Raw genomic sequence first — 22348 nt, 5'->3', positions numbered from 1 at the left:
CCCTTAATATCAACGCTTATAAATAAACTCAACGCCTTCTTCGTCGTCTTCGTCCCAGTCGTCATCCCACTCTTCGTCTTCTTCAACGGCGGCTTCTTCAAGCTGCTGGCGGTGGTAGTCGTCCCACATGAACTCGACTTTTTCCGGCTGTTTATCTTCCTGCGCCTGGGCAATCGGATTTTCGATGATAAAGGTCATCACATCCCAGCAGAGATCTTTCACCCCCATCTGGCTGGCGGCGGAAATAAGATAATATTTATCTTCCCAGCCCAGCGCTCCAGCGATGGCTTTCGCTTTCTCTTCGGCTTCTGTTTTATCCAGCAGATCGATCTTGTTAAATACCAGCCAGCGCGGTTTAGAGGCCAGGCTTTCGCTGTATTTTTCCAGTTCGCCGATGATGATACGGGCGTTTTCCACCGGATCGGAACCGTCGATGGGATCGATATCGATAAGATGCAGAAGAACGCGGCAGCGCTCAAGGTGCTTCAGGAAGCGGATGCCCAGCCCGGCACCTTCCGCCGCGCCTTCAATCAGCCCTGGGATATCAGCGACCACAAAGCTTTTCTCTGTGTCCATACGCACTACGCCGAGACTTGGCACCAGCGTGGTAAAGGGATAATCCGCTACTTTCGGCTTCGCTGCGGAGACCGCACGGATGAACGTCGATTTCCCGGCGTTTGGCATACCCAGCATACCGACGTCGGCCAGCAGCAACAGTTCCAGTTGCAGATCGCGCTTATCGCCCGGCGTACCCATCGTTTTCTGACGCGGCGTACGGTTGACTGAGGATTTGAAACGGGTATTTCCCAGACCGTGCCAGCCGCCTTTCGCGACCATCAGGCGCTGTCCGTGTTTGGTCATATCGCCCATCGTTTCGCCAGTTCCCTGGTCGATAACGCGCGTACCAACCGGAACTTTGATCGAGACATCCTGCCCACGTTTCCCGGTGCAGTCACGGCTCTGACCGTTCTGCCCGCGTTCAGCGCGGAAAGATTTTTCAAAACGGTAGTCGATCAGGGTGTTCAGGTTTTCGTCCGCTTCCAGCCAGACGTCACCGCCGTCACCGCCGTCACCGCCGTCCGGGCCACCCTTAGGAATATATTTTTCGCGGCGGAAGCTTACGCAACCATTGCCGCCGTCACCTGCAACAACCAGGATTGATGCTTCATCAACAAACTTCATTTTACTCTCCGTAAATCATTCGCCTGAGCGGGATAATCATGCTTACGCCACCGCCCCCAGAGACGATGACCAATGGCGGAATACATCGCGCCCGCAACCACGACAAACGCACCGAGATAACCTAAAAGGTTTAACATCGGTCTGGCGAAGAAATCGGGCCAGGCCAGTGATAATAAATCTGAAAACAGCAGGGTAAATAATGGCGTCAGGGTAATCAACGCGCTCACCTGCGCCGCCTGCCAGCGCGCCATCGCCTCTGCCAGTGCGCCATAGCCTACCAGCGTATTCAGGCCACAAAAAATCAGACACAGCAGTTGCCACTGGCTTAGCTGCGTGATGACCATTGGCTGTGCCAGCGGCAGCAGGATTATCGTACATAAAGTGTACAACAAAACCAGAATCTGCGGCGAGGCCAGACGCCGTAATAACACTTTCTGCGCCACGCCGTAGCTCACCCATACTGAGGCAGCTCCCACACCGAAGATGACGCCCCAGGTGTAGTCGGTCAGGCGGGTGAAAATCTCAATCAGGCTGGTATTGAAAAACATGACCAGCCCGCAGAGCAGCATGATCGCGCCAAAGATCTGCGTCCCGCGCATTTTCTCTTTCAGGATCAGAACGCTGGCGACCATCATTCCCACCGGAGAAAGCTGGCCTATCACCTGCGATGCAGTCGGGCTTAAATATTGTAAAGACGAGCTGAACAGAATGAAGTTACCGACCAGACCGCCGGTAGCAATCAGCAGAAGCACCAGCCACTTCGGCTTACGAAACAGTTGTAGCGACGGGAGCTTACCTTTACAGGCCAGAATCACCCCCAGCCCGATTGACGCCATCAGAAAGCGATAGAACACCACCGTAGGCGGTTCCATAACTTCCAGCACCTGCTTCATTGCGATTGGCAAAGCACCCCAGCACATCGCGGTGGTGAGCGCCAAAAGAATACCAATGCCTGCTTGTTGCTTCATGTCGTATTCCCTGCCAACTCGTCATTTTTTACGGCGCTCGAATGTAAAAAGCCCCGCAACGTGTGCGGGGCTTTCATCCGTTACCGGGACGCGAAAAACTTATTCAGCAACGATGCTGATGAACTTACGGTTTTTCGGGCCTTTAACTTCGAACTTAACTTTACCGTCAGTCAAAGCGAACAGAGTGTGGTCACGACCGCAGCCAACGTTAGAGCCAGCGTGGAATTTAGTACCACGTTGACGAACGATGATGCTACCTGCCAGAACTGCTTCGCCGCCAAAGCGTTTTACACCCAGACGTTTAGCTTCTGAATCGCGACCGTTACGAGTGGAGCCGCCAGCCTTTTTATGTGCCATTTAAATCTCTCCTCAGGTCTTAGGCGCTGATGCCAGTAATTTTTACATCAGTGAACCACTGACGATGGCCCTGCTGCTTACGATAGTGTTTACGACGACGAAACTTAACGATTTTAACTTTCTCGCCACGACCGTGAGCAACAACTTCAGCTTTGATTACGCCGCCATCAACGAAAGGAACGCCGATTTTGACATCTTCACCGTTTGCGATCATCAGAACTTCAGCGAACTCAACAGCTTCGCCAGTTGCGATGTCCAGCTTTTCCAGGCGAACGGTCTGACCTTCGCTTACTCGGTGTTGTTTACCACCACTTTGGAAAACCGCGTACATAAAAAACTCCGCTTCCGCGCACATCTTTGTGTGATACAGAGTGCGCTATAAATATTCACAATAGGGCGCGAATATTACGCAAAACGCGAGCCTTTGACAAGTGCGATCGTCAATCCATGCAGAAAAAAAACACAACAATCACTACAACGTTTATCTGGCGCATTTTTCCAGTACAATCCACACTACTATTCCATCATCAAACCAGTGTTATCCCATTTTGACATGTGGTAAACAGGACATTAAGCCCGGCTTTTGCGATGAATTTAGAAAAAATCAATGAGTTAACCGCGCAGGATATGGCGGGTGTCAATGCAACCATCCTTGAGCAACTCAACTCGGACGTGCAGTTAATCAACCAGTTGGGATACTACATCGTCAGCGGCGGTGGCAAACGCATCCGTCCGATGATTGCCGTGCTGGCTGCTCGCGCCGTCGGCTACGAAGGAAAAGGTCACATCGTCATTGCCGCACTTATCGAGTTTATCCACACCGCCACCCTGCTTCATGACGACGTGGTGGATGAATCGGATATGCGTCGCGGGAAAGCAACGGCGAACGCCGCGTTTGGCAATGCGGCCAGCGTGCTGGTCGGCGATTTTATCTATACCCGCGCGTTCCAGATGATGACCCGCCTCGGCTCGCTGAAGGTGCTGGATATTATGTCTGAAGCGGTCAACGTCATCGCGGAAGGCGAAGTCCTGCAACTGATGAACGTCAATGACCCGGACATTACCGAAGAAAACTACATGCGCGTTATTTACAGCAAAACGGCGCGTCTGTTTGAAGCGGCATCGCAATGTTCCGGCATCCTCGCAGGCTGTACCCCGGAAGAAGAACAGGCGTTACAGGACTACGGCCGCTATCTCGGCACCGCTTTCCAGCTGATCGACGATCTGCTTGATTACAGCGCCGATGGCGAAACGCTGGGGAAAAACGTGGGTGATGACCTGAACGAAGGTAAACCGACGCTTCCGCTGCTGCACGCTATGCAGCACGGCAACGCCGAGCAATCAGCCATGATCCGCTCCGCGATTGAACAGGGTAATGGTCGTCATCTGCTGGAGCCGGTGCTGGCAACCATGGCCGCCTGCGGTTCGCTGGAATGGACACGCCAGCGCGCGGAAGAAGAAGCGGACAAAGCCATCGCGGCGCTGCGCATTCTTCCTGATAATCCGTGGCGTGAAGCTCTTATCGCTCTGGCGCATATTGCCGTGCAGCGCGACCACTAATTCTTCCCGCGCAAAAGCGCGGGAAAGTTCCAATAAGATATCCAAAAAACCCAATTTCTTCTTGTTATCTAAATATATTCTGAATTTCACGCCATTTACCAGAACTTATTAGAACACCCGTTTACCTGAAGCTATAGTAGCAATGTCGCTGAACGCGTGTCTGTTCAGACGTCATTTACAGGGAGAAATTATGGAAAAGTTCATTGACTGGCATACGGCAGATATCATCGCCGGGCTACATAAGAAAGGAACATCAATGGCTGCAGTATCGCGTGCGAATGGACTCTGCTCTTCTACGCTGGCAAATACGCTGACCCGCCCGTGGCCGAAAGGTGAAGTGATTATTGCACGCGCGCTGGGCACCGAGCCTTGGATCATCTGGCCTTCTCGCTATCACGATCCCATCACGCACGAGTTCATTGACAGAACCCGCCTGCTACGCCAGCGAAAAGAAAAATAATCCTTGCCGCAGCCCCACAGGGGCTGCGCAGGAAGCCGACGATTACTCGCCCTTCACCCGTTCAATATTTGCACCTAACGCCCGCAGTTTGTCTTCAATGCACTCATAGCCGCGATCGATATGATAAATACGATCGACAACCGTCGTACCTTCAGCAATGCAGCCAGCCAGTACCAGACTTGCGGAAGCCCGCAGGTCGGTCGCCATTACCTGCGCACCGGAAAGCTGCGCCACGCCGTGACAAATCGCGGTGTTACTTTCGATTTCCGCGCGCGCGCCCATGCGGATCAGTTCCGGGATGTGCATAAAGCGGTTTTCGAAGACGGTTTCGATGATTACGCCCGTGCCTTCAGCCACCAGGTTTAGCAGCGTAAACTGCGCCTGCATATCGGTCGGGAAGCCAGGATGCGGCGCGGTGCGCACGGTGACGGCTTTCGGACGTTGACCGTGCATATCCAGGCTGATCCAGTCTTCGCCGGTTTCAATATCCGCACCGGCTTCACGCAATTTCGCCAGCACGGCATCAAGCGTTGCAGGCTGCGCGCCATGACAGACGATTTTGCCGCCGGAAATCGCCGCCGCGACCAGGAAGGTGCCGGTTTCAATACGATCCGGCAGAACGCGGTACACGCCGCCACCGAGACGCGCCACGCCTTCGATGGTGATACGGTCAGTTCCCTGACCGGTGATCTTCGCGCCCAGCGTATTGAGGAAGTTGGCAGTATCGACAATTTCCGGCTCGCGTGCGGCGTTTTCAATGACCGTGGTCCCTTCCGCCAGCGTCGCGGCGGACATGATGGTCACCGTCGCGCCAACGCTCACTTTGTCCATCACGATGTGCGCGCCTTTCAGACGGCCGTCAACGGAGGCTTTTACGTATCCTTCTTCCAGCTTGATCTGCGCACCGAGTTGCTCCAGACCGGTGATATGTAAATCTACCGGACGCGCACCGATGGTACACCCGCCCGGCAGCGAAACCTGGCCCTGACCAAAACGAGCCACCAGCGGCCCCAGTGCCCAGATAGAGGCACGCATGGTTTTCACCAGATCGTAAGGTGCGCAAAAAATATTCACGCCGCTGGCGTCGATATGCACCGAACCATTACGCTCGACTTTTGCCCCTAACTGGCTGAGCAGCTTCATCGAGGTATCGACGTCCTTCAGCTTAGGGACGTTCTGGATCTCAACCGGATCTTCCGCCAGCAGCGCCGCGAAAAGAATTGGCAATGCCGCATTTTTTGCACCTGAAATGGTGACTTCGCCCTGAAGCCGCGTAGGCCCCTGAACCCGAAATTTATCCATTGTTCTGTTCTCTGTTAAGAATTCATCCGCGCTGCTGATGGATCATCAGCCGCTCAAAAACCGTTTAATTTGCGATCGCGTTCCCACTCTTGCGGCGTATACGCTTTGATCGACAGGGCATGGATGCGGTTATCCGCAATATATTCCATCAGAGGGGCATAGATTGTTTGCTGCTTTTTAACGCGGCTCATGCCGTCGAACAGCTCGCCCACGGCGATAACCTGAAAATGGCTGCCATCGCCGGAGACGTGGACTTCCGTAAGAGAGAGTGCGTTCATCAGCACGGTCTGAATTTCATGATTTTCCATGGGCTCTGATATCATCTGGTAGTAAAACAGCCCAACATCTTAGAGGAAAGTGGCGCTGTCTTAAATAAGCAAAAAGCCCCATCGTAAAGATCGACGGGGCTACGGGTAGTAACTCACTGAAATAATTAACACGCGCGCGGGATCAATTCATCCGGCAGATTGTATAACTGAGTCAGGGTGAGTAAGTTTTCACTCATGCCGCTAAAGCATACCGACCTGCCCTGCTCGCGGATTAATGCGGTCAGGTGGATCAGCAATGCCAGTCCGGCGGTATCAACGCGGGTAATGCCCGACAGTTCAATCACTGACACTCCCTGCGTCGCTTCCTGACGTGCTTCCCACAATGCGGTCAACACGTCCTGATCCAGTTCACCGTGCAGCGACAGCATTTTGCCGTCGCGCGTCCAGTTTAGCTGCGGGGTCATTTTTTACCCTGATCCAGCGTAATCGGCTGTTTAGAGATTGATTGCAACTGTGCGGTCAGGCCGTCAATGCCTTTAGTGCGCAGCAGGTCGCTCCATTCATTCTGTTTAGTGGTGATCATGCTCACCCCTTCGGCAATCATGTCATAGGCCTGCCAGTTGCCGCTCTGGGTGTTTTTACGCCACTGGAAGTCCAGACGTACCGGCGGACGACCGTTCGGATCGACGATGGTAACGCGGATCGGCACGATGGTTTTATCGCCGAGCGATTGCTCTGGCGCAATCTGGTAGGTCTGACCGTGATACATGGCCAGCGCCTGGCCATAAGCCTGCTTCAGATACTCACGGAACGCAGCGAAATACGCTTCACGCTGCGCCGGAGTGGCCTCTTTGTAATAGCGTCCAAGTACCAGCGCGCCCGCGTATTTTACCTGCACGTAAGGCAGCAGTTCCTGATCGACGATTTCACGCAGATAGTTCGGGTTAGCGCGAATTTTTGGCTGTTCATTTTTCAGACGGTCGAAAGTTTTCTGCGCCGCCTCACCCATCAGTTTATAAGGATTGGACTGATCGGCGGCGGTTGCTGCCGTAAGCGGTGCGATAACCAGCATTGCAACCATGAGTAAACGTTTAAACATGCGTTGATTCTCCTGAAATTAATTCGTCTGGCCTGCGGGCGCAGCGGCATCAGTATGCTCGCCAGCAGGCGTCTGCGCATCGGTTGAATTCTGATTGTCACCGCCTTTGCTGTTATAAAGGAACTGACCAATCAAATCTTCCAGCACCATGGCAGACTTTGTATCCTGGATGGTACTGCCTTCTTTAAGCATAGACGTTCCCAGCTCCGGGTCGTCAAAACCGACGTTCAGCGCCAGATACTGTTCCCCCAGCAGGCCGGAAGTACGGATCGCCAGCGAACTGGTGTCCGGGATCGCGTTATAGCGCTCTTCGATATCCAGCGCGACGCGCGGCAGGTAGGTTTTCGGGTCGAGAGCAATGTCCGCCACGCGCCCAATCACCACGCCGCCAATACGCACCGGGGAGCTGGATTTCAGACCACCGATGTTATCGAAGGTTGCATAGATGCGATAAGTTGGCTCGGTGCGCAGCGACGTCACGTTTGCCGCTTTCAGGCAGATAAACAATCCGGCCAGCAGTGCTACCAGCAAAAAAATACCTACCCAGATTTCACTTTTTCTCGTTTGCATGAATCAATTCCCAAACATCAGTGCAGTCAGTACAAAATCCAGACCAAGAACGGCCAGCGAAGCGTGAACAACGGTACGCGTTGTCGCCCGGCTGATCCCGGCGGAAGTCGGAATTGCGTCGTAACCGTTGAATAACGCAATCCATGTAACCGTAATGGCAAATACTACGCTTTTAATCAGACAGTTAACCAGATCGAGACGCCAGTCGACGGCTCCCTGCATCGCCGACCAGAAGAAGCCGGAATCAATGCCTTTCCAGTTCACGCCGACCAGCGCGCCGCCCCACACGCCCACCGCGACAAAAATAATCGTCAGCAGCGGCAGCGAGATCACCCCGGCCCAGAAGCGCGGTGAAATCACCCGGCGCAGCGGATCAACCGCCATCATCTCAAGGCTGGAGAGCTGTTCAGTGGCGCGCATCAGGCCGATTTCCGCCGTCAGCGCCGAACCGGCACGTCCGGCAAACAGCAGCGCGGCAACCACCGGCCCCAGCTCGCGCAGCAGCGACAGCGCCACCAGCATGCCGAGGCTGCTTTCCGCTCCGTAGGTAGTCAGCACCAGATAGCCCTGAAGCCCCAGCACCATACCGATAAAGACGCCGGAAACCAGAATAATGACCATCGACAGCACGCCAACGTTATAAAGCTGGCGCACCAGCAACGGCGCGTGCTTGCGAAATTCTGGCTTGCCCACCAGCGCATTGAATAGCATCAACCCGGCACGTCCGAACGTGGTGATCGTCCTGAAACCGCGATTTCCGAGCGCAGCCAGTGTATTTAACAACATGAGCAGCTTAACTCCCTGTGCCGAGTAAATCGTGGTGATAGTCGCCAGCGGGATAGCGGAACGGCACCGGGCCGTCTGCGATACCGTCCAGAAATTGTCGCACTCTGGGGTCGGCGTTATCCTGTAGCGCCTGGGGACTACCGTGGGCGACAATTTTTCTGTCTGCCACGATCCAGGCATCGTCAGCGATGCTCAGCACTTCCGGCACGTCATGCGAGACGACGATACAGGTAATGCCCAGCGCGCTGTTAAGTTCAGAAATCAATTTGACCAGCACGCCCATGGTGATCGGGTCCTGGCCAACAAAGGGTTCGTCAAACATGATGAGATCCGGTTCCAGCGCGATGGCCCGCGCCAGCGCAGCGCGGCGCGCCATACCGCCAGAAAGCTCGGACGGCATCAGTTTTGCCGCTCCGCGTAGCCCTACCGCTTCCAGCTTCATCATTACCGTACTTTTCAGCAGTGCCGCAGGCAGATGCGTATGCTCACGCAGCGGGTACGCGACATTATCGAATACATTCATGTCAGTAAATAACGCGCCGGACTGAAACAGCATACTCATGCGTTTACGCACGGTGTACAAACGCGTACGGGACATCTCCGGCACGTTTTCGCCGTCAAAGAGGATCTCGCCGGTATCGGGGGGGATCTGCCCGCCGATGAGGCGTAACAGCGTCGTTTTACCAATCCCTGACGGCCCCATGATCGCAGTGATCTTCCCGCGGGGCACCGACAGCGAGATATTGTCGAAAATCACGCGGTTACTGCGCGAAAAGCTAACGCCTTTAATTTCGACTAAATTCGCCATGCTCTGGCTCATCGATTATTCCTTCCATTAGACCTCTGTCAGAAAGTTTGAAGCTGACTAAAGCTACAATCCCAGCATATTTACAGAAACTTACCTGGCTAAGTAAGTCAACGCTGGCATTTGTTTTACTTTTACCGCGCCCGGCGGCAGAATCTTTTTGCCGCTGCGTTTGTTAAGCGCGATTCAGGTTTACGCTGCAAGCCGTTGAGTATACCTGAAGAAAGAACTTTAGAGGCTTTTAGCGTTGGGTCTGTTCAACATCGGTTTACGCCAGGGCGGCATAAACGGAAGCACCAGGCAACGTATCTTCATCTATTTGCCGCGTATTCTGATATCCGGCGTCGCCAATTACCGCTACTGTTGTAAGTACGTTTTCGGACATGGAGCAGGCAGCATTTTTATGCGGGTACTGGCTGTAATCTGCTTTTCATTGTTAAAATCCCCCGTCTGAGCGGATCAGAAGCAGGCAAACACTCGCGCTGGAGCGCTGTTAACGGGCGGTTTTAGTGTACGGCTGGGTTGCCGTGCGGGCCACCGCCGCTTTTTATGGATTAAATCGGATACGTACTATGTCGCAATCAGAGTTGCAGCCGGGTTTTGATTATCAGCAGGCAGGTAAAGAGGTTCTCGCCATTGAGCGTGAGGGTCTGATCGAACTGGATCGCTTCATTAATGAAGACTTCAGCCACGCCTGCGAAAAAATATTTCACTGCACCGGCAAAGTCGTGGTGATGGGAATGGGTAAATCCGGTCATATCGGCAGAAAAATGGCGGCGACGTTCGCCAGCACCGGTACGTCTTCCTTTTTCGTTCATCCTGGCGAAGCGGCACACGGCGACTTAGGAATGGTCACGCGGCAGGACGTTGTCATCGCGCTGTCAAATTCCGGGGAATCCAACGAAATTCTGGCGCTGATCCCGGTTCTGAAGCGTCTGCGGGTGCCGTTAATCTGCATGACCAGCCGCCCGGAAAGCAGCATGGGCCGCGCCGCAGATATCCATCTTTGTGTTAAAGTGCCACGCGAAGCCTGTCCGCTGGGGCTTGCGCCGACCAGCAGTACCACCGCTGCGCTGGTGATGGGCGATGCGCTGGCCGTTGCGCTGCTGAAGGCGCGCGGTTTTACCGCTGAAGATTTTGCCCTCTCCCACCCCGGCGGCGCGCTGGGCCGCAAGCTGCTGCTGCGGGTGAACGATATTATGCACACCGGCAGTGAAATTCCCCGCGTGGCAAAATCCGCCTCGCTGCGCGACGCCCTGCTGGAAATCACGCGTAAAAATCTGGGTATGACGGTCGTTTGTAACGATGACCTGAAAATCGAAGGCATCTTTACCGACGGCGACCTGCGCCGCATTTTCGATATGGGCGCAGATTTACGCAGCCTGAATATTGCCGACGTGATGACTCCCGGCGGCATCCGCATCCGCCCCGGCACGCTGGCGGTGGACGCATTAAATCTGATGCAGTCCCGCCATATTACCTGCGTCATGGTTGCCGATGGCGACCAGTTGCAGGGTGTGATACATATGCATGATCTGCTGCGCGCAGGCGTAGTGTAAGAAAGGATAAAAGAATGAGTAATGCTGGAGCCACTGTGGCAACCTGCTACGGGCCAGTGAGTGAGCAGATGCTGGAACAGGCGAAAAAAATCCGCCTGCTGATCCTTGACGTCGATGGCGTACTTTCCGACGGGCTCATCTATATGGGCAATAATGGCGAAGAGCTCAAGGCGTTTAACGTTCGCGACGGCTACGGCATCCGCTGTGCGCTGACGTCCGGTATCGACGTTGCCATTATTACCGGGCGAAAAGCTAAACTGGTAGAAGATCGCTGCGCCACTCTCGGCATTACGCATCTGTATCAGGGCCAGTCAGATAAACTGCTGGCCTGGCGCGATCTGCGGGAGAAACTCGCCCTGTCGCCGGAACAGGTAGCCTATGTCGGTGACGATCTGATCGACTGGCCGGTGATGGCCGAAGTGGGGCTTAGCGTTGCCGTGGCGGATGCCCACCCGCTACTGATCCCACGCGCGGATTACGTCACGCGCATTAACGGCGGACGCGGAGCGGTACGCGAGGTCTGCGATTTGCTACTATTGGCGCAGGGCAAGCTTGATGAAGCCAAAGGGCAATCGATATGAGTAAAACCAGACGTTGGGTTATTATTTTGCTGTCGCTGGTCGCGCTGATTTTGATCGGCGTGAATCTGGTGAGCAAAGATGACACCGGGGAAAACGTGGTGTCAACCAGTGACCCAACCTACAGGAGTGAGCATACGGACACCGTGGTATATAGCCCGGAAGGCGCGCTCAACTACCACCTGATTGCACAGCACGTTGAATATTATTCTGACCAGGCGACGACATGGTTCACGCAACCGCTGCTGACCACGTATGACACGACGAAAGTCGAAACCTGGTCGATTAAAGCGGATAAAGCGAAGCTGACTAATGACCGTATGCTGTATCTTTACGGCCACGTTGAAGTGAACGCGCTGACCCCGGACGCTCAACTACGCAAAATTACGACGGATAATGCCATAGTGAATTTGATCACCCAGGATGTCACCTCTGACGATCTGGTGACGTTATACGGTACGACATTTAATTCCAGCGGCCTGAAAATGCGCGGAAACTTACGCAACAAAAACGCCGAGCTGATTGAAAAGGTTAGAACCTCATATGAAATTCAAAACAAACAAACTCAGCCTTAAGCTTGTACTGGCCAGTACGCTTCTGGCGGCCAGCCTTCCCGCGCTGGCGTTAACGGGCGACACCGATCAGCCCATTCATATTGAGTCCGATCAGCAGTCGCTGGATATGCAGGGCAATATCGTCACCTTCACCGGTAACGTCGTTGTCACGCAGGGCACGATCAAAATTAACGCTGACAAAGTGGTCGTCACCCGTCCTGGCGGTGAGAAAGGCAAAGAGGTGATCGACGGCTACGGTAAACCGGCCACCTTCTACCAGATGCAGGACAACGGCAAACCGGTGAAAGGCCATGCCTCGCAAATGCATTACGAGCTGCAAAATGACTTTGTGACCCTGACCGGCAACGCTTTCCTTGAACAGGTCGACAGCAATATTCAGGGAGACAAAATCACCTATCTGGTGAAAGAGCAGAAAATGCAGGCGTTCAGCGAAAAAGGCAAACGGGTAACCACCGTTCTGGTGCCATCGCAATTGCAGGATAAGAGTAACAACCAGGCTCCGGCGCAGAAAAAGAGTAACTAATTCATTATGGCAACATTAACTGCAAAGAACCTCGCGAAGGCTTATAAAGGCCGCCGGGTGGTGGAAGACGTCAGTCTGACCGTAAAGTCCGGTGAGATCGTTGGTCTGCTGGGTCCAAACGGTGCGGGTAAGACCACCACGTTTTATATGGTCGTCGGCATTGTCTCGCGCGATGCGGGCAACATTATCATTGATGACGATGATATTAGCCTGCTGCCGCTGCACGCGCGGGCGCGTCGGGGTATCGGTTATCTGCCGCAGGAAGCCTCCATTTTCCGCCGTCTTAGCGTATACGACAACCTGATGGCGGTCCTGCAAATTCGTGACGATCTCACGTCAGAACAGCGCGAAGATCGCGCGAAAGAGCTGATGGAAGAGTTCCATATCGATCATTTGCGCGACAGCCTCGGCCAGGCCCTCTCCGGCGGTGAACGTCGCCGCGTGGAAATTGCCCGTGCGCTGGCTGCTAATCCGAAATTTATCCTGCTGGATGAACCCTTTGCGGGCGTTGACCCCATTTCCGTTATCGACATCAAACGTATTATTGAGCACCTGCGAGACAGCGGCCTCGGCGTTCTGATCACCGATCACAACGTGCGTGAAACGCTGGCAGTGTGTGAGCGAGCCTATATCGTGAGCCAGGGACACCTGATCGCCCACGGTACGCCAGACGAAATCCTTAAAGACGAACAGGTTAAGCGCGTGTATCTTGGGGAAGACTTCAGACTCTGATAGGGTGTATTCATGATGCATCCCGGCGCAGCCAGCACAGAGGCTGCGTAAATGATGAAGTGTAAGAAGTCAGCGACGTAAACTCGGGAGAAAATCGCTCTGAATATGAAGCAAGGTTTGCAATTAAGGTTTAGTCAACAGCTTGCCATGACGCCGCAGCTGCAACAGGCGATCCGTCTGCTGCAACTGTCGACGCTGGAACTTCAGCAAGAACTTCAACAGGCACTGGAAAGTAATCCACTGCTTGAGCAAACCGATCTTCACGATGAAATTGACGCCAAAGAGACCCCGGATAGCGAGTCGCTGGATACCGCTGACGCCCTTGAGCAGAAAGATATGCCAGAGGAGTTGCCGCTTGATGCCAGTTGGGACGAGATCTACACGGCGGGCACCCCTTCCGGTAACGGCGTCGATTATCAGGACGACGAGCTGCCGGTGTACCAGGGCGAAACCACCCAGTCGCTACAGGATTACCTGATGTGGCAGGTGGGTCTGACGCCGTTCTCTGACACCGACCGCGCTATCGCCACTTCCATTGTTGATGCCGTGGATGACACCGGTTATCTGACCGTCTCCGTTGACGATATTCTTGAAAGCACAGGCGACGACGAAATCGGGCTGGATGAAATTGAGGCGGTGCTCAAGCGCATCCAGCGTTTTGATCCGGTGGGCGTGGCGGCGAAAGATCTGCGCGACTGCCTGCTGATCCAGCTTTCGCAATACGCCAAAGACACGCCGTGGCTCACCGAAGCACGGCTTATCGTCAGCGATCATCTCGACCTGCTCGCCAATCACGATTTCCGCACCCTGATGCGCGTCACGCGTCTGAAAGAAGATGTGCTGAAAGAAGCGGTAAACCTGATCCAGTCGCTGGACCCGCGTCCCGGTCAGTCAATCCAGACCGGCGAGCCGGAGTACGTCATCCCGGACGTGCTGGTGCGAAAAATCAGCGATCGCTGGGTGGTCGAACTCAACTCTGACAGTATTCCCCGTCTGCAAATCAATCAGCACTACGCCGCCATGGGCGGTAGCACCCGCAATGAAGCGGATAACCAGTATATCCGCAGCAACTTGCAGGAAGCGAAGTGGCTGATTAAGAGCCTTGAGAGCCGCAACGACACCCTGCTGCGCGTCAGTCGCTGTATCGTTGAGCAACAGCAGGCGTTCTTTGAGCAGGGCGAAGAGTTTATGAAACCGATGGTGCTGGCGGATATCGCCCAGGCCGTCGAAATGCACGAATCCACGATTTCCCGCGTGACGACCCAGAAATATCTGCACAGTCCGCGCGGCATTTTTGAACTGAAGTATTTCTTCTCCAGCCACGTAAATACCGAGGGCGGCGGCGAAGCCTCCTCCACGGCGATTCGGGCGCTGGTGAAGAAGTTAATCGCTGCGGAGAACCCCGCGAAACCGCTGAGCGACAGCAAATTAACCACATTGCTGTCCGATCAGGGGATCATGGTGGCACGCCGCACCGTTGCGAAGTATCGAGAGTCTTTATCCATTCCGCCGTCTAACCAGCGCAAACAACTGGTGTGACACAACCGATAAGGAAGACACTATGCAGCTAAACATCACTGGGCACAATGTCGAGATTACTGATGCACTCCGCGATTTTGTCAGCACAAAATTTGCTAAGCTGGAGCAGTATTTTGACCGCATCAATCAGGTCTACGTTGTGTTAAAAGTGGAAAAAGTGACGCATATTTCGGATGCCACCCTGCACGTTAACGGGGGTGAAATTCATGCCAGCGCGGAAGGGCAGGATATGTACGCGGCTATCGACGGTTTAATTGATAAACTGGCGCGACAGCTAACCAAACATAAAGATAAACTGAAACAACACTGATTGTCCGGGCGTTCGCCTGACGTATACCGCGTCAGGCGAGGCTTAGGTGAAACTATGATGAACAATGATGCAGCCCTACAACTGAGCACTGTCCTTAACCAGGAATGTACCCGCAGTAACGTTCACTGCCAGAGCAAGAAACGCGCGCTGGAAATTATCAGTGAGCTGGCAGCAAAGCAGCTGAGTCTGCCGCCGCAGGTCGTATTCGAAGCGATCCTCACCCGTGAAAAAATGGGGAGTACCGGTATCGGTAACGGCATCGCCATTCCTCACGGCAAGCTGGAAGAGGACACCCTGCGCGCGGTTGGCGTCTTTGTACAACTGGAAACGCCGATTGCCTTTGACGCTATCGACAACCAGCCGGTGGATCTACTCTTCGCCCTGCTGGTTCCGGCTGACCAGACCAAAACGCATCTGCATACTCTTTCGCTGGTGGCAAAACGCCTGGCGGATAAAACCATTTGTCGTCGCCTGCGAGCGGCACAAAGTGATGAAGAGCTGTATCAAATCATCACCGAAAACGAACACAGTGATGATGTTTAGCAGGGATAATACTTTACCCTTTGCTGTACTGAGGAGAAACGGTACATGGTACTGATGATCGTCAGCGGTCGCTCCGGCTCGGGGAAATCCGTAGCCCTGCGCGCGCTGGAAGATATGGGCTTCTACTGTGTAGATAACCTGCCCGTGGTGCTTTTGCCGGAACTGGCGAAAAGTCTGGTCGATCGTCAGACTTCCGCCGCCGTCAGCATAGACGTGCGTAATATGCCGGAATCACCCGAGATTTTTGAACAGGCAATGCAAAACCTGCCGGATGCCTTTTCGCCGCAGCTGCTGTTCCTTGACGCAGACCGCAACACGCTGATCCGTCGCTACAGCGACACGCGCCGCCTGCATCCTCTTTCCAGTAAGAATCTTTCGCTGGAAAGCGCCATCGATCAGGAGAGCGATCTGCTGGAGCCGCTGCGCTCGCGTGCCGATCTTATCGTCGATACCTCCGAGATGTCGGTTCACGAACTGGCGGAAATGCTGCGCACGCGGCTACTGGGCAAGCGCGAACGCGAACTGACGATGGTGTTTGAGTCCTTCGGCTTTAAGCATGGCATCCCCATCGACGCGGACTACGTTTTTGACGTGCGTTTTCTGCCAAACCCGCACTGGGACCCGAAACTGCGTCCAATGACCGGCCTCGACAAACCGGTCGCCGCGTTTCTTGACCGCCATACCGAAGTACATAACTTTATTTACCAGACCCGTAGCTACCTGGAACTGTGGCTGCCGATGCTCGAAACCAACAATCGCAGCTATTTAACCGTGGCGATTGGCTGTACCGGCGGTAAGCACCGTTCCGTGTATATTGCCGAGCAGCTGGCGGACTACTTCCGCTCGCGCGGTAAAAACGTACAGTCCCGTCACCGGACGCTGGAAAAACGCAAATCATGACCGTAAAGCAGACTGTTGAAGTCACCAACAAGCTGGGAATGCACGCCCGCCCGGCCATGAAGCTGTTTGAGCTGATGCAGGGCTTCGATGCCGAAGTGCTGCTGCGCAACGATGAAGGCACCGAAGCCGAGGCGAACAGCGTGATTGCGCTGCTGATGCTGGATTCCGCCAAAGGCCGACAGATAGAAATCGAAGCCAGCGGCCCGCAGGAAGTCGAAGCGCTGGCGGCGGTCATCGCCCTGTTTAATTCCGGCTTTGATGAAGATTAACTGCCTGTCCCGCCAGGGACGGGGGTTTATATTAATTAAATCAACATACTTTCATTAAATATTCATTATTTAAATAATCCACTTCCGTATTTTTTATTATAAACCCGCTCTCCTTTTTTATTAGTCGTCACTGTTACTGACCTCTCTTACCACACCGCCTAAAGCGGCAAGTACCTGCGCCTGTAGCTCGAATATGGGACCCTTTTGCATTCTTAGTTGAAATATGAATGCCCGCAGGTGTTGACCCTTGCTGCGGGTATTACCCTTCGCAGTAAAGGCAATTTGTACATTCCGTGCTCTTTTTGCAGCCAAAGTAATGCTTAAGAAAACCTTAACAATCTTGTTGAAGTTCCATTTAAGTCTGCCGTCCATACTGCTTTCAACAGAGCACATATTTTCAGGACGTCTTCTATGATTCGCTTATCAGATCAAACACCTCTGGGAACCGGACGCCATCGCCAGTGTTATGCGCACCCGGAAAATGCTCAACGCTGCATTAAAATTATCTACAATGCCGATCGTAGCGGTAATAAAGAGATCAAGCGCGAGCTGCGCTACTATGCGCATCTCTCACGCTATCTGCGAGACTGGAGCGGTATTCCGCAATATTACGGCACCGTAGAGACCGATCTTGGCACCGGTTACGTTTACGATATTATCACCGACTTTGACGGCAAACCGTCCGTGACGCTGCGGGAATTCGCCAGTCAGTGCTGCTATGACAGCGATATCACCCTGCTGCGCCAGATGCTGAAAACGCTGAAAAAGTATCTGCACGATAACCATATCGTCACCATGACCCTGAAGCCGCAGAACATTTTGTGCCGTCGGCTGAGCGAGTCAGAAGTCGTCGCGGTAGTGTGTGACAATATTGGCGAAAGCACTTTTCTCCCGCTGGCAACCTGGTCCGCCTGGTTCTGCCACCGCAAACAGGCCCGGCTGTGGACGCGTTTTATGGCGCAGCCCGCACTGGCGATTGCGCTGGATAACGACGACCTCCGTCAGAAATCGGTGATGCTCACCACCTCACACCGGGTTTAATGCAGCGCGTGGCGGGTCATATAGGACTCGCCGCCCAGTTGCCGCATCTGCCGCGCGATCCACGCCTGACGGTTGCGCACGTAGCCTGAAGGCGCATCGGCTTTAAAGCGAATCGGATTAGGCAGTACCGCCGCCAGCAGCGCGGCTTCCGATGACGTCAGCTTGCTGGCGGGCTTATGGAAGTAGCGGCGGGCGGCGGCTTCCACGCCAAATACACCTTCGCCGAATTCAGCGACGTTAAGGTATACCGTCAGGATCCGTTTTTTACTCCACACCGTCTCGATGCCGACCGTCAGCCCGGCTTCCAGCCCTTTGCGCAGCCAGCTACGACCATCCCACAAAAACAGGTTTTTTGCCGTCTGCTGGGAGAGAGTGGAAGCGCCGCGAATGCGCGATTCATGGCGTTCATTATGCGCCAGCGCTTTCTCGATAGCCGCCACATCAAAGCCCCAGTGCTCCGGGAATTTCTGGTCTTCCGCCGCAATGACCGCCAGCCCCATGAAAGGGGAGATTTCATCCATATCCACCCAGTCAGAATGCGCGACGTAACCAAAATCGCCGCGTAGCCAGGCCCCGATCTGCCGCTCCATCATCACGCTGGAAAACGGCACTGGCGCAATGCTGAAGAGCGCGATGCCTCCACCCCAGAAAAGCGTGAATGCCAGCAGCGTGCGTACCAGCACGCGCCGCAGGAAAACGCCCGGCGAAACGCGCCCTTTCCTCATTCGGCGAGAACCAGCACACGCGTGACCAGCTTCTCAATACCGGCTGCCGCCTCGGCAATATTCTGCGCCAGCATATACGCGGGCGTGGTCACTACTTTGTGATCTTCATCGATCACAATGTCATCCACCGGACAGGGAACGTGTTCCGCGCCCATCTCTTCCAGCAGTTCAGCGGTATCAATGTCGGTGCCGATGGTCATGCGCAGCGGGAAGTTGAAAATTTTCGGCAGCATCGCCGGAGCAATGCAGATGAAGCCCAGCGGCTTGCCCCGTTCATGCATTGCCAGCGCCAGCGCTTTAAGATCGCTATCAACTTCGCACTCAACGCCCTGGCGGGCAAAAGTGCTCAGGTTTTTCGCCGCGCCAAAACCGCCAGGAACGATGAGCGCATCCAGTTCCGCCGCCTGCGCCATTGCCAGCGGCTGAATCTCCCCTCTGGCGATGCGCGCCGCCTCGATCAGGACGTTACGCGTTTCCGGCTGGGCTTCACCGTTAAGGTGATTGATCACGTCCGACTGGCTTTTATCTGGCGCAAAGCAGACCGCCTGTGCGCCATTACGGGCGATCGCCAGCAGCGCGATCACCGCTTCATGGATCTCTGACCCGTCATTAACTCCGCATCCGCTAAGGACAACGCCTACTTTTTTCATCGTGCTATTCCTTTTCACAACCGCGTCTTTCTAATCAGAAAGGATGATTTAGCCGCTGTGCTTCACATATTTTACTGATTCATGTAACAAATAATTTAATATTTGCTATCTTAATGGACGTGCGACCCAAGTTGTCAGCTGTGCCTGGGGTTTAGAACGCTAATAAAACAGGCGCAGCCACGATTTCCCTGGTGTTGGCGCAGTATTAGCGCACCCCGGCCAGGCCGGGGTCATTTTTTTGCACGTTCCGCAACCCAGGCTTTCAACACCGCCGCATCGTTCTGCCACTCAAGTTTCATCTCCTCGATCCATTCACCTACGTTATCCCACCACGCCGGGAGATCGGAAGACTGTATTTGCTGCCCCAGTTGTTGCAGATGCACCAGACCGATAGAGCCAGCCGCACCTTTAATTTTATGCCCTTCTTCAGCGATGCCTTTCTGATCGCGGGCAGTGAAATTTGATTCCAGTACGTTCAGATAGCCTGGCATCATCTTTTCGAACACCGCGAGGCCGTCGGTGATTAATTTTGGTCCCACCAGCTCAAGGTACTGTTCAAGCATGGCGATATCTAAAACGTTTTGCGCTTTGCCGTTATCCGTCGGGGTCACGATTTTTTCCTCTTGATCGGTGGTATCCCAGAACTTCTTAATCATGGCAGTTAATGCCGGAACTGCCAGCGGTTTGCTGAGCACGTCATCCATTCCGGCATCAAGATATTCCTGTTTGTTTTTCAGCACGTTGGCGGTCAGCGCCACCAGCGGCGGCAGCTCATCGCGCTGATAGCGCTGGGTCAACTGGCGGGAGATATCCAGCCCGGTCATATCCGGCAACTGGATGTCCAGCAGGACCAGATCGTATTCGCCCGGCTGGAACATCTCCAGCGCTTCGGTTCCCGTCATCGCCACATCGACGCTGTTCCCCAGTTTTTCCAGCACCGAGCGCGCCACAATCACGTTCAGTTCGATATCTTCGACCAGCAGAACGTGCAGCGCCGGTAGCGGCATATCGTCGTCAGCAAACGCGTCCTCCACCTCTTCCGCCACCGCAGGCGCGTGCACCGTCGCGGTGAACAGCGAGCCTTTGCCCATCTGGCTGCTCACGGTGATGTCGCCGCCCATTCTGGTCGCCAGCCGCTGCGAAACCGCAAGGCCAATGCCGGTCCCGGTGGCAGGTTTACCGCCGCTACTGTCTTTCACCTGGTGATACATGATGAAAATCTTATCCAGCTCTTCCGGCGGAATGCCGATGCCGGTATCTTCCACTTCAAAATGTAGCATCGCGTCGGCGTCGTAACGCACCCGCACCGTCACCTGCCCCTGGGTGGTAAATTTGACCGCGTTGCTGATCAGGTTCCACAGGATTTGCCGCAGGCGCGTGCCGTCGGTAATGACCTTATGCGGCAGCGGCAACGTGGATTCCATCACAAAGCGCAGCCCTTTCTGGTGCGCCTGCAAGCCGGAAAGGTTCTCCAGATCGGCGAGGAAGCCGGTGAAGTCTATCGGCTGGTTGTCGAGCTGCACATTCCGGCGTTCCATTTTGTCCATGTCGATAATATCGTTAAAGATATTACCCAGCGTCACCGCCGAAACGTGGATGGTTTTCAGGTATTTTTCCTGCTCGTCGGTCAGGTCGGTGTCCAGAAGGATACGGCTTAACCCTACGATGCCGTTAAGCGGCGTGCGCAGCTCGTGGCTGATAGTTGAGATAAAGGTGGTCTTGTCACGGCTGGCGCGCTCCAGCGCATCCTGATAGCGCTTACGCTCGGTAATATCGCGACCAAAGCCCATCAGCCCGTGGCGTTTGCCCACCCGGTCATAATAGGGCACCTTGCGGATTTCAAAGCAGGCCTTGCGCCCGTCAGGGTAAAGCAGCCACTGCTCATAGGTGAGCGAGACGTTATGCCGAAACACTTTTTCGTCGGTTTCGATCACTTTTTCCGCGGTGTCAGCCGGGTAAACGTCCTGCGGTCGGAGATTAATCAGCTGCTTTTCGCTCTTCCCGGTGAGCAGCTCCATCGCCCGGTTACAGCCGGAAAACTCTTTATCTTCATTACGATAAAAAACCAGGTCCGGTGAGGCATCAAGAAACGATCGCAGGAAAATTGACTGCTGCTCAAGCTGGATCTGCGTCTCTTCACGCTCCTTCATCTCAACCTTAAGCTGTTCGACGGTGGCCTGGCGTTCGGCCTCTGCCTTCTCACGGTCGGCGATTTCCTGGTTGAGCTGAACAATATTGTCCTTCATCTGGATATTGAGTTTGAGATCGCGCGCGCGCATCTCTTCCAGCTTTTCCACCATCCGGGAAAGACGCTGGCGCGACTCTTCCAGTTGTTCGACCACCACCGATAAAAAGTAAACCGCCCACGGGGTGATTAAGATCCCGAAAAAGATCGAGCGAATAATATCAATCTCTTCGACGTGTCCGCGCAGCACCATCGTCACCGCCATTTGCACGGCGAAAGCCAGTGCAATCAGCGCCAGCGCCAGCAGCAGCGAAAAGCGCATCAGCCCCAGCTTCATCATCAGGTTGACGTAGTATTGCGCCAGTAAACGGATTTGTTTCATAAAAGGTTCCTTCACCCCAGCATGGCTCAATCATACCGAATTTTGAGCAACAGGTTGAAGTCTGGTTAAAAAATGTGGAGTGTGCAGACAGCAAAGAGGGATAAAACGACGCCACCCGAAGGTGGCGTACGCTTTAGTTTTGTTCTCGATCTAACCAGTCGCCGCTGTCAATGCGGGTTAAATCATCGACCGGACGCTGATAAACATACATCCATGCACTCCCGTAGGGAGTCTGGATTAACTGGCGTGCGTATTCACCGCCCTTTGTGCGTAGCGCATCCAGCTCGGCAAGCGTTGCGGCATCAATACGATAAACTTCCCCGAGTACCGTGCCTTCACCGGGCACCGCGCCTGGATAGTGGCCCAGACTGTAGAGTCGGTAATTATCGATGCTGTAATCGCCCAGCCACTGGGCGTTGGTCATCCAGTGGCTGTTGCCCTGCTTGCTTCGTAAACTGCCGTAGACAAATATTCGCATT

28 protein-coding genes are annotated in these 22348 nt (G+C 54.3%); 13 read left to right on the top strand and 15 right to left on the bottom strand.

From position 1 onward, the window contains the following. Positions 1 to 9 precede the first annotated feature (9 nt). From cgtA to rplU, 4 genes are all read right to left on the bottom strand, one after another. Complete coding sequence (cgtA, locus tag RT197_RS04735) at positions 10 to 1182, bottom strand: Obg family GTPase CgtA (RefSeq protein WP_312947838.1); 1173 nt, start codon at positions 1180 to 1182, stop codon at positions 10 to 12. Continuing rightward, entirely contained in the window at positions 1179 to 2150 is a 972-nt protein-coding gene (locus tag RT197_RS04730) for a DMT family transporter (RefSeq protein ID WP_312947835.1), read from the bottom strand. Before RT197_RS04730 ends, cgtA begins: the two co-directional genes overlap by 4 nt. A 99-nt stretch (positions 2151 to 2249) precedes the next feature. Further along, entirely contained in the window at positions 2250 to 2507 is a 258-nt protein-coding gene (gene rpmA, locus RT197_RS04725; RefSeq protein ID WP_017457338.1) for a 50S ribosomal protein L27, read from the bottom strand. Between the two features lie 19 nt (positions 2508 to 2526). Continuing rightward, positions 2527 to 2838: a 50S ribosomal protein L21 gene (gene rplU, locus RT197_RS04720; RefSeq protein ID WP_002434221.1), complete on the bottom strand. Its 312-nt coding sequence runs from the start codon at positions 2836 to 2838 to the stop codon at positions 2527 to 2529. 257 nt (positions 2839 to 3095) lie between these two features. On the opposite strand from rplU, the gene ispB reads away from it, so the two are divergent. Together ispB and sfsB are read left to right on the top strand one after the other, a co-directional pair. After that, entirely contained in the window at positions 3096 to 4067 is a 972-nt protein-coding gene (gene ispB / locus RT197_RS04715; RefSeq protein ID WP_312947831.1) for an octaprenyl diphosphate synthase, read from the top strand. A 190-nt stretch (positions 4068 to 4257) separates the two neighbouring features. Further along, positions 4258 to 4527: a DNA-binding transcriptional regulator SfsB gene (gene sfsB / locus RT197_RS04710; RefSeq protein ID WP_312947828.1), complete on the top strand. Its 270-nt coding sequence runs from the start codon at positions 4258 to 4260 to the stop codon at positions 4525 to 4527. A gap of 42 nt (positions 4528 to 4569) precedes the next feature. Here sfsB and murA read toward each other — a convergent pair whose 3' ends face one another. The 7 genes from murA to mlaF form a co-directional block, all read right to left on the bottom strand. Continuing rightward, complete coding sequence (murA, locus tag RT197_RS04705; protein WP_312947825.1) at positions 4570 to 5829, bottom strand: UDP-N-acetylglucosamine 1-carboxyvinyltransferase; 1260 nt, start codon at positions 5827 to 5829, stop codon at positions 4570 to 4572. A gap of 53 nt (positions 5830 to 5882) precedes the next feature. Beyond that, the gene (gene ibaG, locus RT197_RS04700) at positions 5883 to 6137 is read right to left on the bottom strand and encodes a BolA family iron metabolism protein IbaG (protein WP_312947823.1); all 255 of its coding nucleotides are present in this window, start codon (positions 6135 to 6137) and stop codon (positions 5883 to 5885) included. A 125-nt stretch (positions 6138 to 6262) separates the two neighbouring features. Continuing rightward, complete coding sequence (gene mlaB, locus RT197_RS04695; RefSeq protein WP_312947820.1) at positions 6263 to 6562, bottom strand: lipid asymmetry maintenance protein MlaB; 300 nt, start codon at positions 6560 to 6562, stop codon at positions 6263 to 6265. After that, entirely contained in the window at positions 6559 to 7197 is a 639-nt protein-coding gene (mlaC, locus tag RT197_RS04690) for a phospholipid-binding protein MlaC (RefSeq protein WP_312947817.1), read from the bottom strand. The genes mlaB and mlaC overlap by 4 nt, the downstream gene beginning before the upstream one ends. Positions 7198 to 7215: 18 nt before the next feature. Beyond that, a complete protein-coding gene (gene mlaD, locus RT197_RS04685; protein WP_312947814.1) occupies positions 7216 to 7767 on the bottom strand; it encodes an outer membrane lipid asymmetry maintenance protein MlaD in 552 nt (183 codons plus the stop codon). A 3-nt stretch (positions 7768 to 7770) separates the two neighbouring features. Then, positions 7771 to 8553 (bottom strand): lipid asymmetry maintenance ABC transporter permease subunit MlaE, encoded by a 783-nt coding sequence (mlaE, locus tag RT197_RS04680; protein WP_312947811.1) that lies wholly within the window; start codon positions 8551 to 8553, stop codon positions 7771 to 7773. A 7-nt stretch (positions 8554 to 8560) separates the two neighbouring features. Continuing rightward, positions 8561 to 9373 (bottom strand): phospholipid ABC transporter ATP-binding protein MlaF, encoded by an 813-nt coding sequence (mlaF, locus tag RT197_RS04675; protein WP_312947809.1) that lies wholly within the window; start codon positions 9371 to 9373, stop codon positions 8561 to 8563. Between the two features lie 557 nt (positions 9374 to 9930). Between mlaF and kdsD the strand changes: the two genes are divergently transcribed. From kdsD to yrbL, 11 genes are all read left to right on the top strand, one after another. Continuing rightward, positions 9931 to 10917 (top strand): arabinose-5-phosphate isomerase KdsD, encoded by a 987-nt coding sequence (gene kdsD, locus RT197_RS04670; protein ID WP_312947806.1) that lies wholly within the window; start codon positions 9931 to 9933, stop codon positions 10915 to 10917. Between the two features lie 14 nt (positions 10918 to 10931). Beyond that, on the top strand, positions 10932 to 11498 hold the full coding sequence (gene kdsC, locus RT197_RS04665; RefSeq protein ID WP_312947805.1) for a 3-deoxy-manno-octulosonate-8-phosphatase KdsC: 567 nt from the start codon (positions 10932 to 10934) through the stop codon (positions 11496 to 11498). Then, positions 11495 to 12070: an LPS export ABC transporter periplasmic protein LptC gene (gene lptC, locus RT197_RS04660; protein WP_312947803.1), complete on the top strand. Its 576-nt coding sequence runs from the start codon at positions 11495 to 11497 to the stop codon at positions 12068 to 12070. The genes kdsC and lptC overlap by 4 nt, the downstream gene beginning before the upstream one ends. Then, entirely contained in the window at positions 12039 to 12593 is a 555-nt protein-coding gene (gene lptA, locus RT197_RS04655) for a lipopolysaccharide ABC transporter substrate-binding protein LptA (RefSeq protein ID WP_312947801.1), read from the top strand. Before lptC ends, lptA begins: the two co-directional genes overlap by 32 nt. 6 nt (positions 12594 to 12599) lie before the next feature. Next, positions 12600 to 13325 (top strand): LPS export ABC transporter ATP-binding protein, encoded by a 726-nt coding sequence (gene lptB / locus RT197_RS04650; protein WP_312947799.1) that lies wholly within the window; start codon positions 12600 to 12602, stop codon positions 13323 to 13325. A gap of 105 nt (positions 13326 to 13430) precedes the next feature. Beyond that, positions 13431 to 14864, top strand: coding sequence for an RNA polymerase factor sigma-54 (rpoN, locus tag RT197_RS04645; RefSeq protein ID WP_312947797.1), 1434 nt, complete (start codon positions 13431 to 13433; stop codon positions 14862 to 14864). Positions 14865 to 14886: 22 nt separating this feature from the next. Next, complete coding sequence (hpf, locus tag RT197_RS04640; RefSeq protein ID WP_103676738.1) at positions 14887 to 15174, top strand: ribosome hibernation promoting factor; 288 nt, start codon at positions 14887 to 14889, stop codon at positions 15172 to 15174. Between the two features lie 54 nt (positions 15175 to 15228). Beyond that, positions 15229 to 15717 carry a PTS IIA-like nitrogen regulatory protein PtsN gene (gene ptsN / locus RT197_RS04635; protein WP_312947791.1) on the top strand — a complete coding sequence of 163 codons (489 nt, stop codon included), beginning with the start codon at positions 15229 to 15231 and terminating at the stop codon, positions 15715 to 15717. Between the two features lie 45 nt (positions 15718 to 15762). Further along, positions 15763 to 16617 carry an RNase adapter RapZ gene (rapZ, locus tag RT197_RS04630; protein WP_312947789.1) on the top strand — a complete coding sequence of 285 codons (855 nt, stop codon included), beginning with the start codon at positions 15763 to 15765 and terminating at the stop codon, positions 16615 to 16617. Continuing rightward, on the top strand, positions 16614 to 16886 hold the full coding sequence (gene npr, locus RT197_RS04625; RefSeq protein WP_042291909.1) for a PTS phosphocarrier protein NPr: 273 nt from the start codon (positions 16614 to 16616) through the stop codon (positions 16884 to 16886). Before rapZ ends, npr begins: the two co-directional genes overlap by 4 nt. Before the next feature lie 411 nt (positions 16887 to 17297). Then, positions 17298 to 17927, top strand: a complete 630-nt coding sequence (gene yrbL, locus RT197_RS04620; protein ID WP_312947784.1) for a PhoP regulatory network protein YrbL — start codon at positions 17298 to 17300, stop codon at positions 17925 to 17927. On the opposite strand, the gene mtgA is transcribed toward yrbL, so the two are convergent. The 4 genes from mtgA to RT197_RS04600 form a co-directional block, all read right to left on the bottom strand. Next, complete coding sequence (gene mtgA / locus RT197_RS04615) at positions 17924 to 18652, bottom strand: monofunctional biosynthetic peptidoglycan transglycosylase (protein WP_312947781.1); 729 nt, start codon at positions 18650 to 18652, stop codon at positions 17924 to 17926. The two genes, yrbL and mtgA, sit on opposite strands and share 4 nt — an antisense overlap. Continuing rightward, the gene (elbB, locus tag RT197_RS04610) at positions 18649 to 19302 is read right to left on the bottom strand and encodes an isoprenoid biosynthesis glyoxalase ElbB (protein WP_312947779.1); all 654 of its coding nucleotides are present in this window, start codon (positions 19300 to 19302) and stop codon (positions 18649 to 18651) included. Before elbB ends, mtgA begins: the two co-directional genes overlap by 4 nt. Before the next feature lie 230 nt (positions 19303 to 19532). Beyond that, a complete protein-coding gene (gene arcB / locus RT197_RS04605; protein ID WP_312947776.1) occupies positions 19533 to 21869 on the bottom strand; it encodes an aerobic respiration two-component sensor histidine kinase ArcB in 2337 nt (778 codons plus the stop codon). Positions 21870 to 22002: 133 nt separating this feature from the next. Further along, positions 22003 to 22347 (bottom strand): gamma-glutamylcyclotransferase, encoded by a 345-nt coding sequence (locus tag RT197_RS04600; protein ID WP_312947774.1) that lies wholly within the window; start codon positions 22345 to 22347, stop codon positions 22003 to 22005. Position 22348 lies beyond the last annotated feature (1 nt).

The organism is Superficieibacter sp. (assembly GCF_032071645.1).
Classification (GTDB): Bacteria; Pseudomonadota; Gammaproteobacteria; order Enterobacterales; family Enterobacteriaceae; genus Superficieibacter.
The sequence above is the reverse complement of the archived record's forward strand: the minus strand, read 5'-3'. Positions and strand labels throughout refer to the sequence as shown.

Excerpts from the sequence above, each read along its gene's own strand:
- cgtA (WP_312947838.1), bottom strand. The coding sequence starts at position 1,182 with ATGAAGTTTGTTGATGAAGCATCAATCCTGGTTGTTGCAGGTGACGGC.
- RT197_RS04730 (WP_312947835.1), bottom strand. The coding sequence starts at position 2,150 with ATGAAGCAACAAGCAGGCATTGGTATTCTTTTGGCGCTCACCACCGCG.
- rpmA (WP_017457338.1), bottom strand. The coding sequence starts at position 2,507 with ATGGCACATAAAAAGGCTGGCGGCTCCACTCGTAACGGTCGCGATTCA.
- rplU (WP_002434221.1), bottom strand. The coding sequence starts at position 2,838 with ATGTACGCGGTTTTCCAAAGTGGTGGTAAACAACACCGAGTAAGCGAA.
- ispB (WP_312947831.1), top strand. The coding sequence starts at position 3,096 with ATGAATTTAGAAAAAATCAATGAGTTAACCGCGCAGGATATGGCGGGT.
- sfsB (WP_312947828.1), top strand. The coding sequence starts at position 4,258 with ATGGAAAAGTTCATTGACTGGCATACGGCAGATATCATCGCCGGGCTA.
- murA (WP_312947825.1), bottom strand. The coding sequence starts at position 5,829 with ATGGATAAATTTCGGGTTCAGGGGCCTACGCGGCTTCAGGGCGAAGTC.
- ibaG (WP_312947823.1), bottom strand. The coding sequence starts at position 6,137 with ATGGAAAATCATGAAATTCAGACCGTGCTGATGAACGCACTCTCTCTT.
- mlaB (WP_312947820.1), bottom strand. The coding sequence starts at position 6,562 with ATGACCCCGCAGCTAAACTGGACGCGCGACGGCAAAATGCTGTCGCTG.
- mlaC (WP_312947817.1), bottom strand. The coding sequence starts at position 7,197 with ATGTTTAAACGTTTACTCATGGTTGCAATGCTGGTTATCGCACCGCTT.
- mlaD (WP_312947814.1), bottom strand. The coding sequence starts at position 7,767 with ATGCAAACGAGAAAAAGTGAAATCTGGGTAGGTATTTTTTTGCTGGTA.
- mlaE (WP_312947811.1), bottom strand. The coding sequence starts at position 8,553 with ATGTTGTTAAATACACTGGCTGCGCTCGGAAATCGCGGTTTCAGGACG.
- mlaF (WP_312947809.1), bottom strand. The coding sequence starts at position 9,373 with ATGAGCCAGAGCATGGCGAATTTAGTCGAAATTAAAGGCGTTAGCTTT.
- kdsD (WP_312947806.1), top strand. The coding sequence starts at position 9,931 with ATGTCGCAATCAGAGTTGCAGCCGGGTTTTGATTATCAGCAGGCAGGT.
- kdsC (WP_312947805.1), top strand. The coding sequence starts at position 10,932 with ATGAGTAATGCTGGAGCCACTGTGGCAACCTGCTACGGGCCAGTGAGT.
- lptC (WP_312947803.1), top strand. The coding sequence starts at position 11,495 with ATGAGTAAAACCAGACGTTGGGTTATTATTTTGCTGTCGCTGGTCGCG.
- lptA (WP_312947801.1), top strand. The coding sequence starts at position 12,039 with ATGAAATTCAAAACAAACAAACTCAGCCTTAAGCTTGTACTGGCCAGT.
- lptB (WP_312947799.1), top strand. The coding sequence starts at position 12,600 with ATGGCAACATTAACTGCAAAGAACCTCGCGAAGGCTTATAAAGGCCGC.
- rpoN (WP_312947797.1), top strand. The coding sequence starts at position 13,431 with ATGAAGCAAGGTTTGCAATTAAGGTTTAGTCAACAGCTTGCCATGACG.
- hpf (WP_103676738.1), top strand. The coding sequence starts at position 14,887 with ATGCAGCTAAACATCACTGGGCACAATGTCGAGATTACTGATGCACTC.
- ptsN (WP_312947791.1), top strand. The coding sequence starts at position 15,229 with ATGATGAACAATGATGCAGCCCTACAACTGAGCACTGTCCTTAACCAG.
- rapZ (WP_312947789.1), top strand. The coding sequence starts at position 15,763 with ATGGTACTGATGATCGTCAGCGGTCGCTCCGGCTCGGGGAAATCCGTA.
- npr (WP_042291909.1), top strand. The coding sequence starts at position 16,614 with ATGACCGTAAAGCAGACTGTTGAAGTCACCAACAAGCTGGGAATGCAC.
- yrbL (WP_312947784.1), top strand. The coding sequence starts at position 17,298 with ATGATTCGCTTATCAGATCAAACACCTCTGGGAACCGGACGCCATCGC.
- mtgA (WP_312947781.1), bottom strand. The coding sequence starts at position 18,652 with ATGAGGAAAGGGCGCGTTTCGCCGGGCGTTTTCCTGCGGCGCGTGCTG.
- elbB (WP_312947779.1), bottom strand. The coding sequence starts at position 19,302 with ATGAAAAAAGTAGGCGTTGTCCTTAGCGGATGCGGAGTTAATGACGGG.
- arcB (WP_312947776.1), bottom strand. The coding sequence starts at position 21,869 with ATGAAACAAATCCGTTTACTGGCGCAATACTACGTCAACCTGATGATG.
- RT197_RS04600 (WP_312947774.1), bottom strand. The coding sequence starts at position 22,347 with ATGCGAATATTTGTCTACGGCAGTTTACGAAGCAAGCAGGGCAACAGC.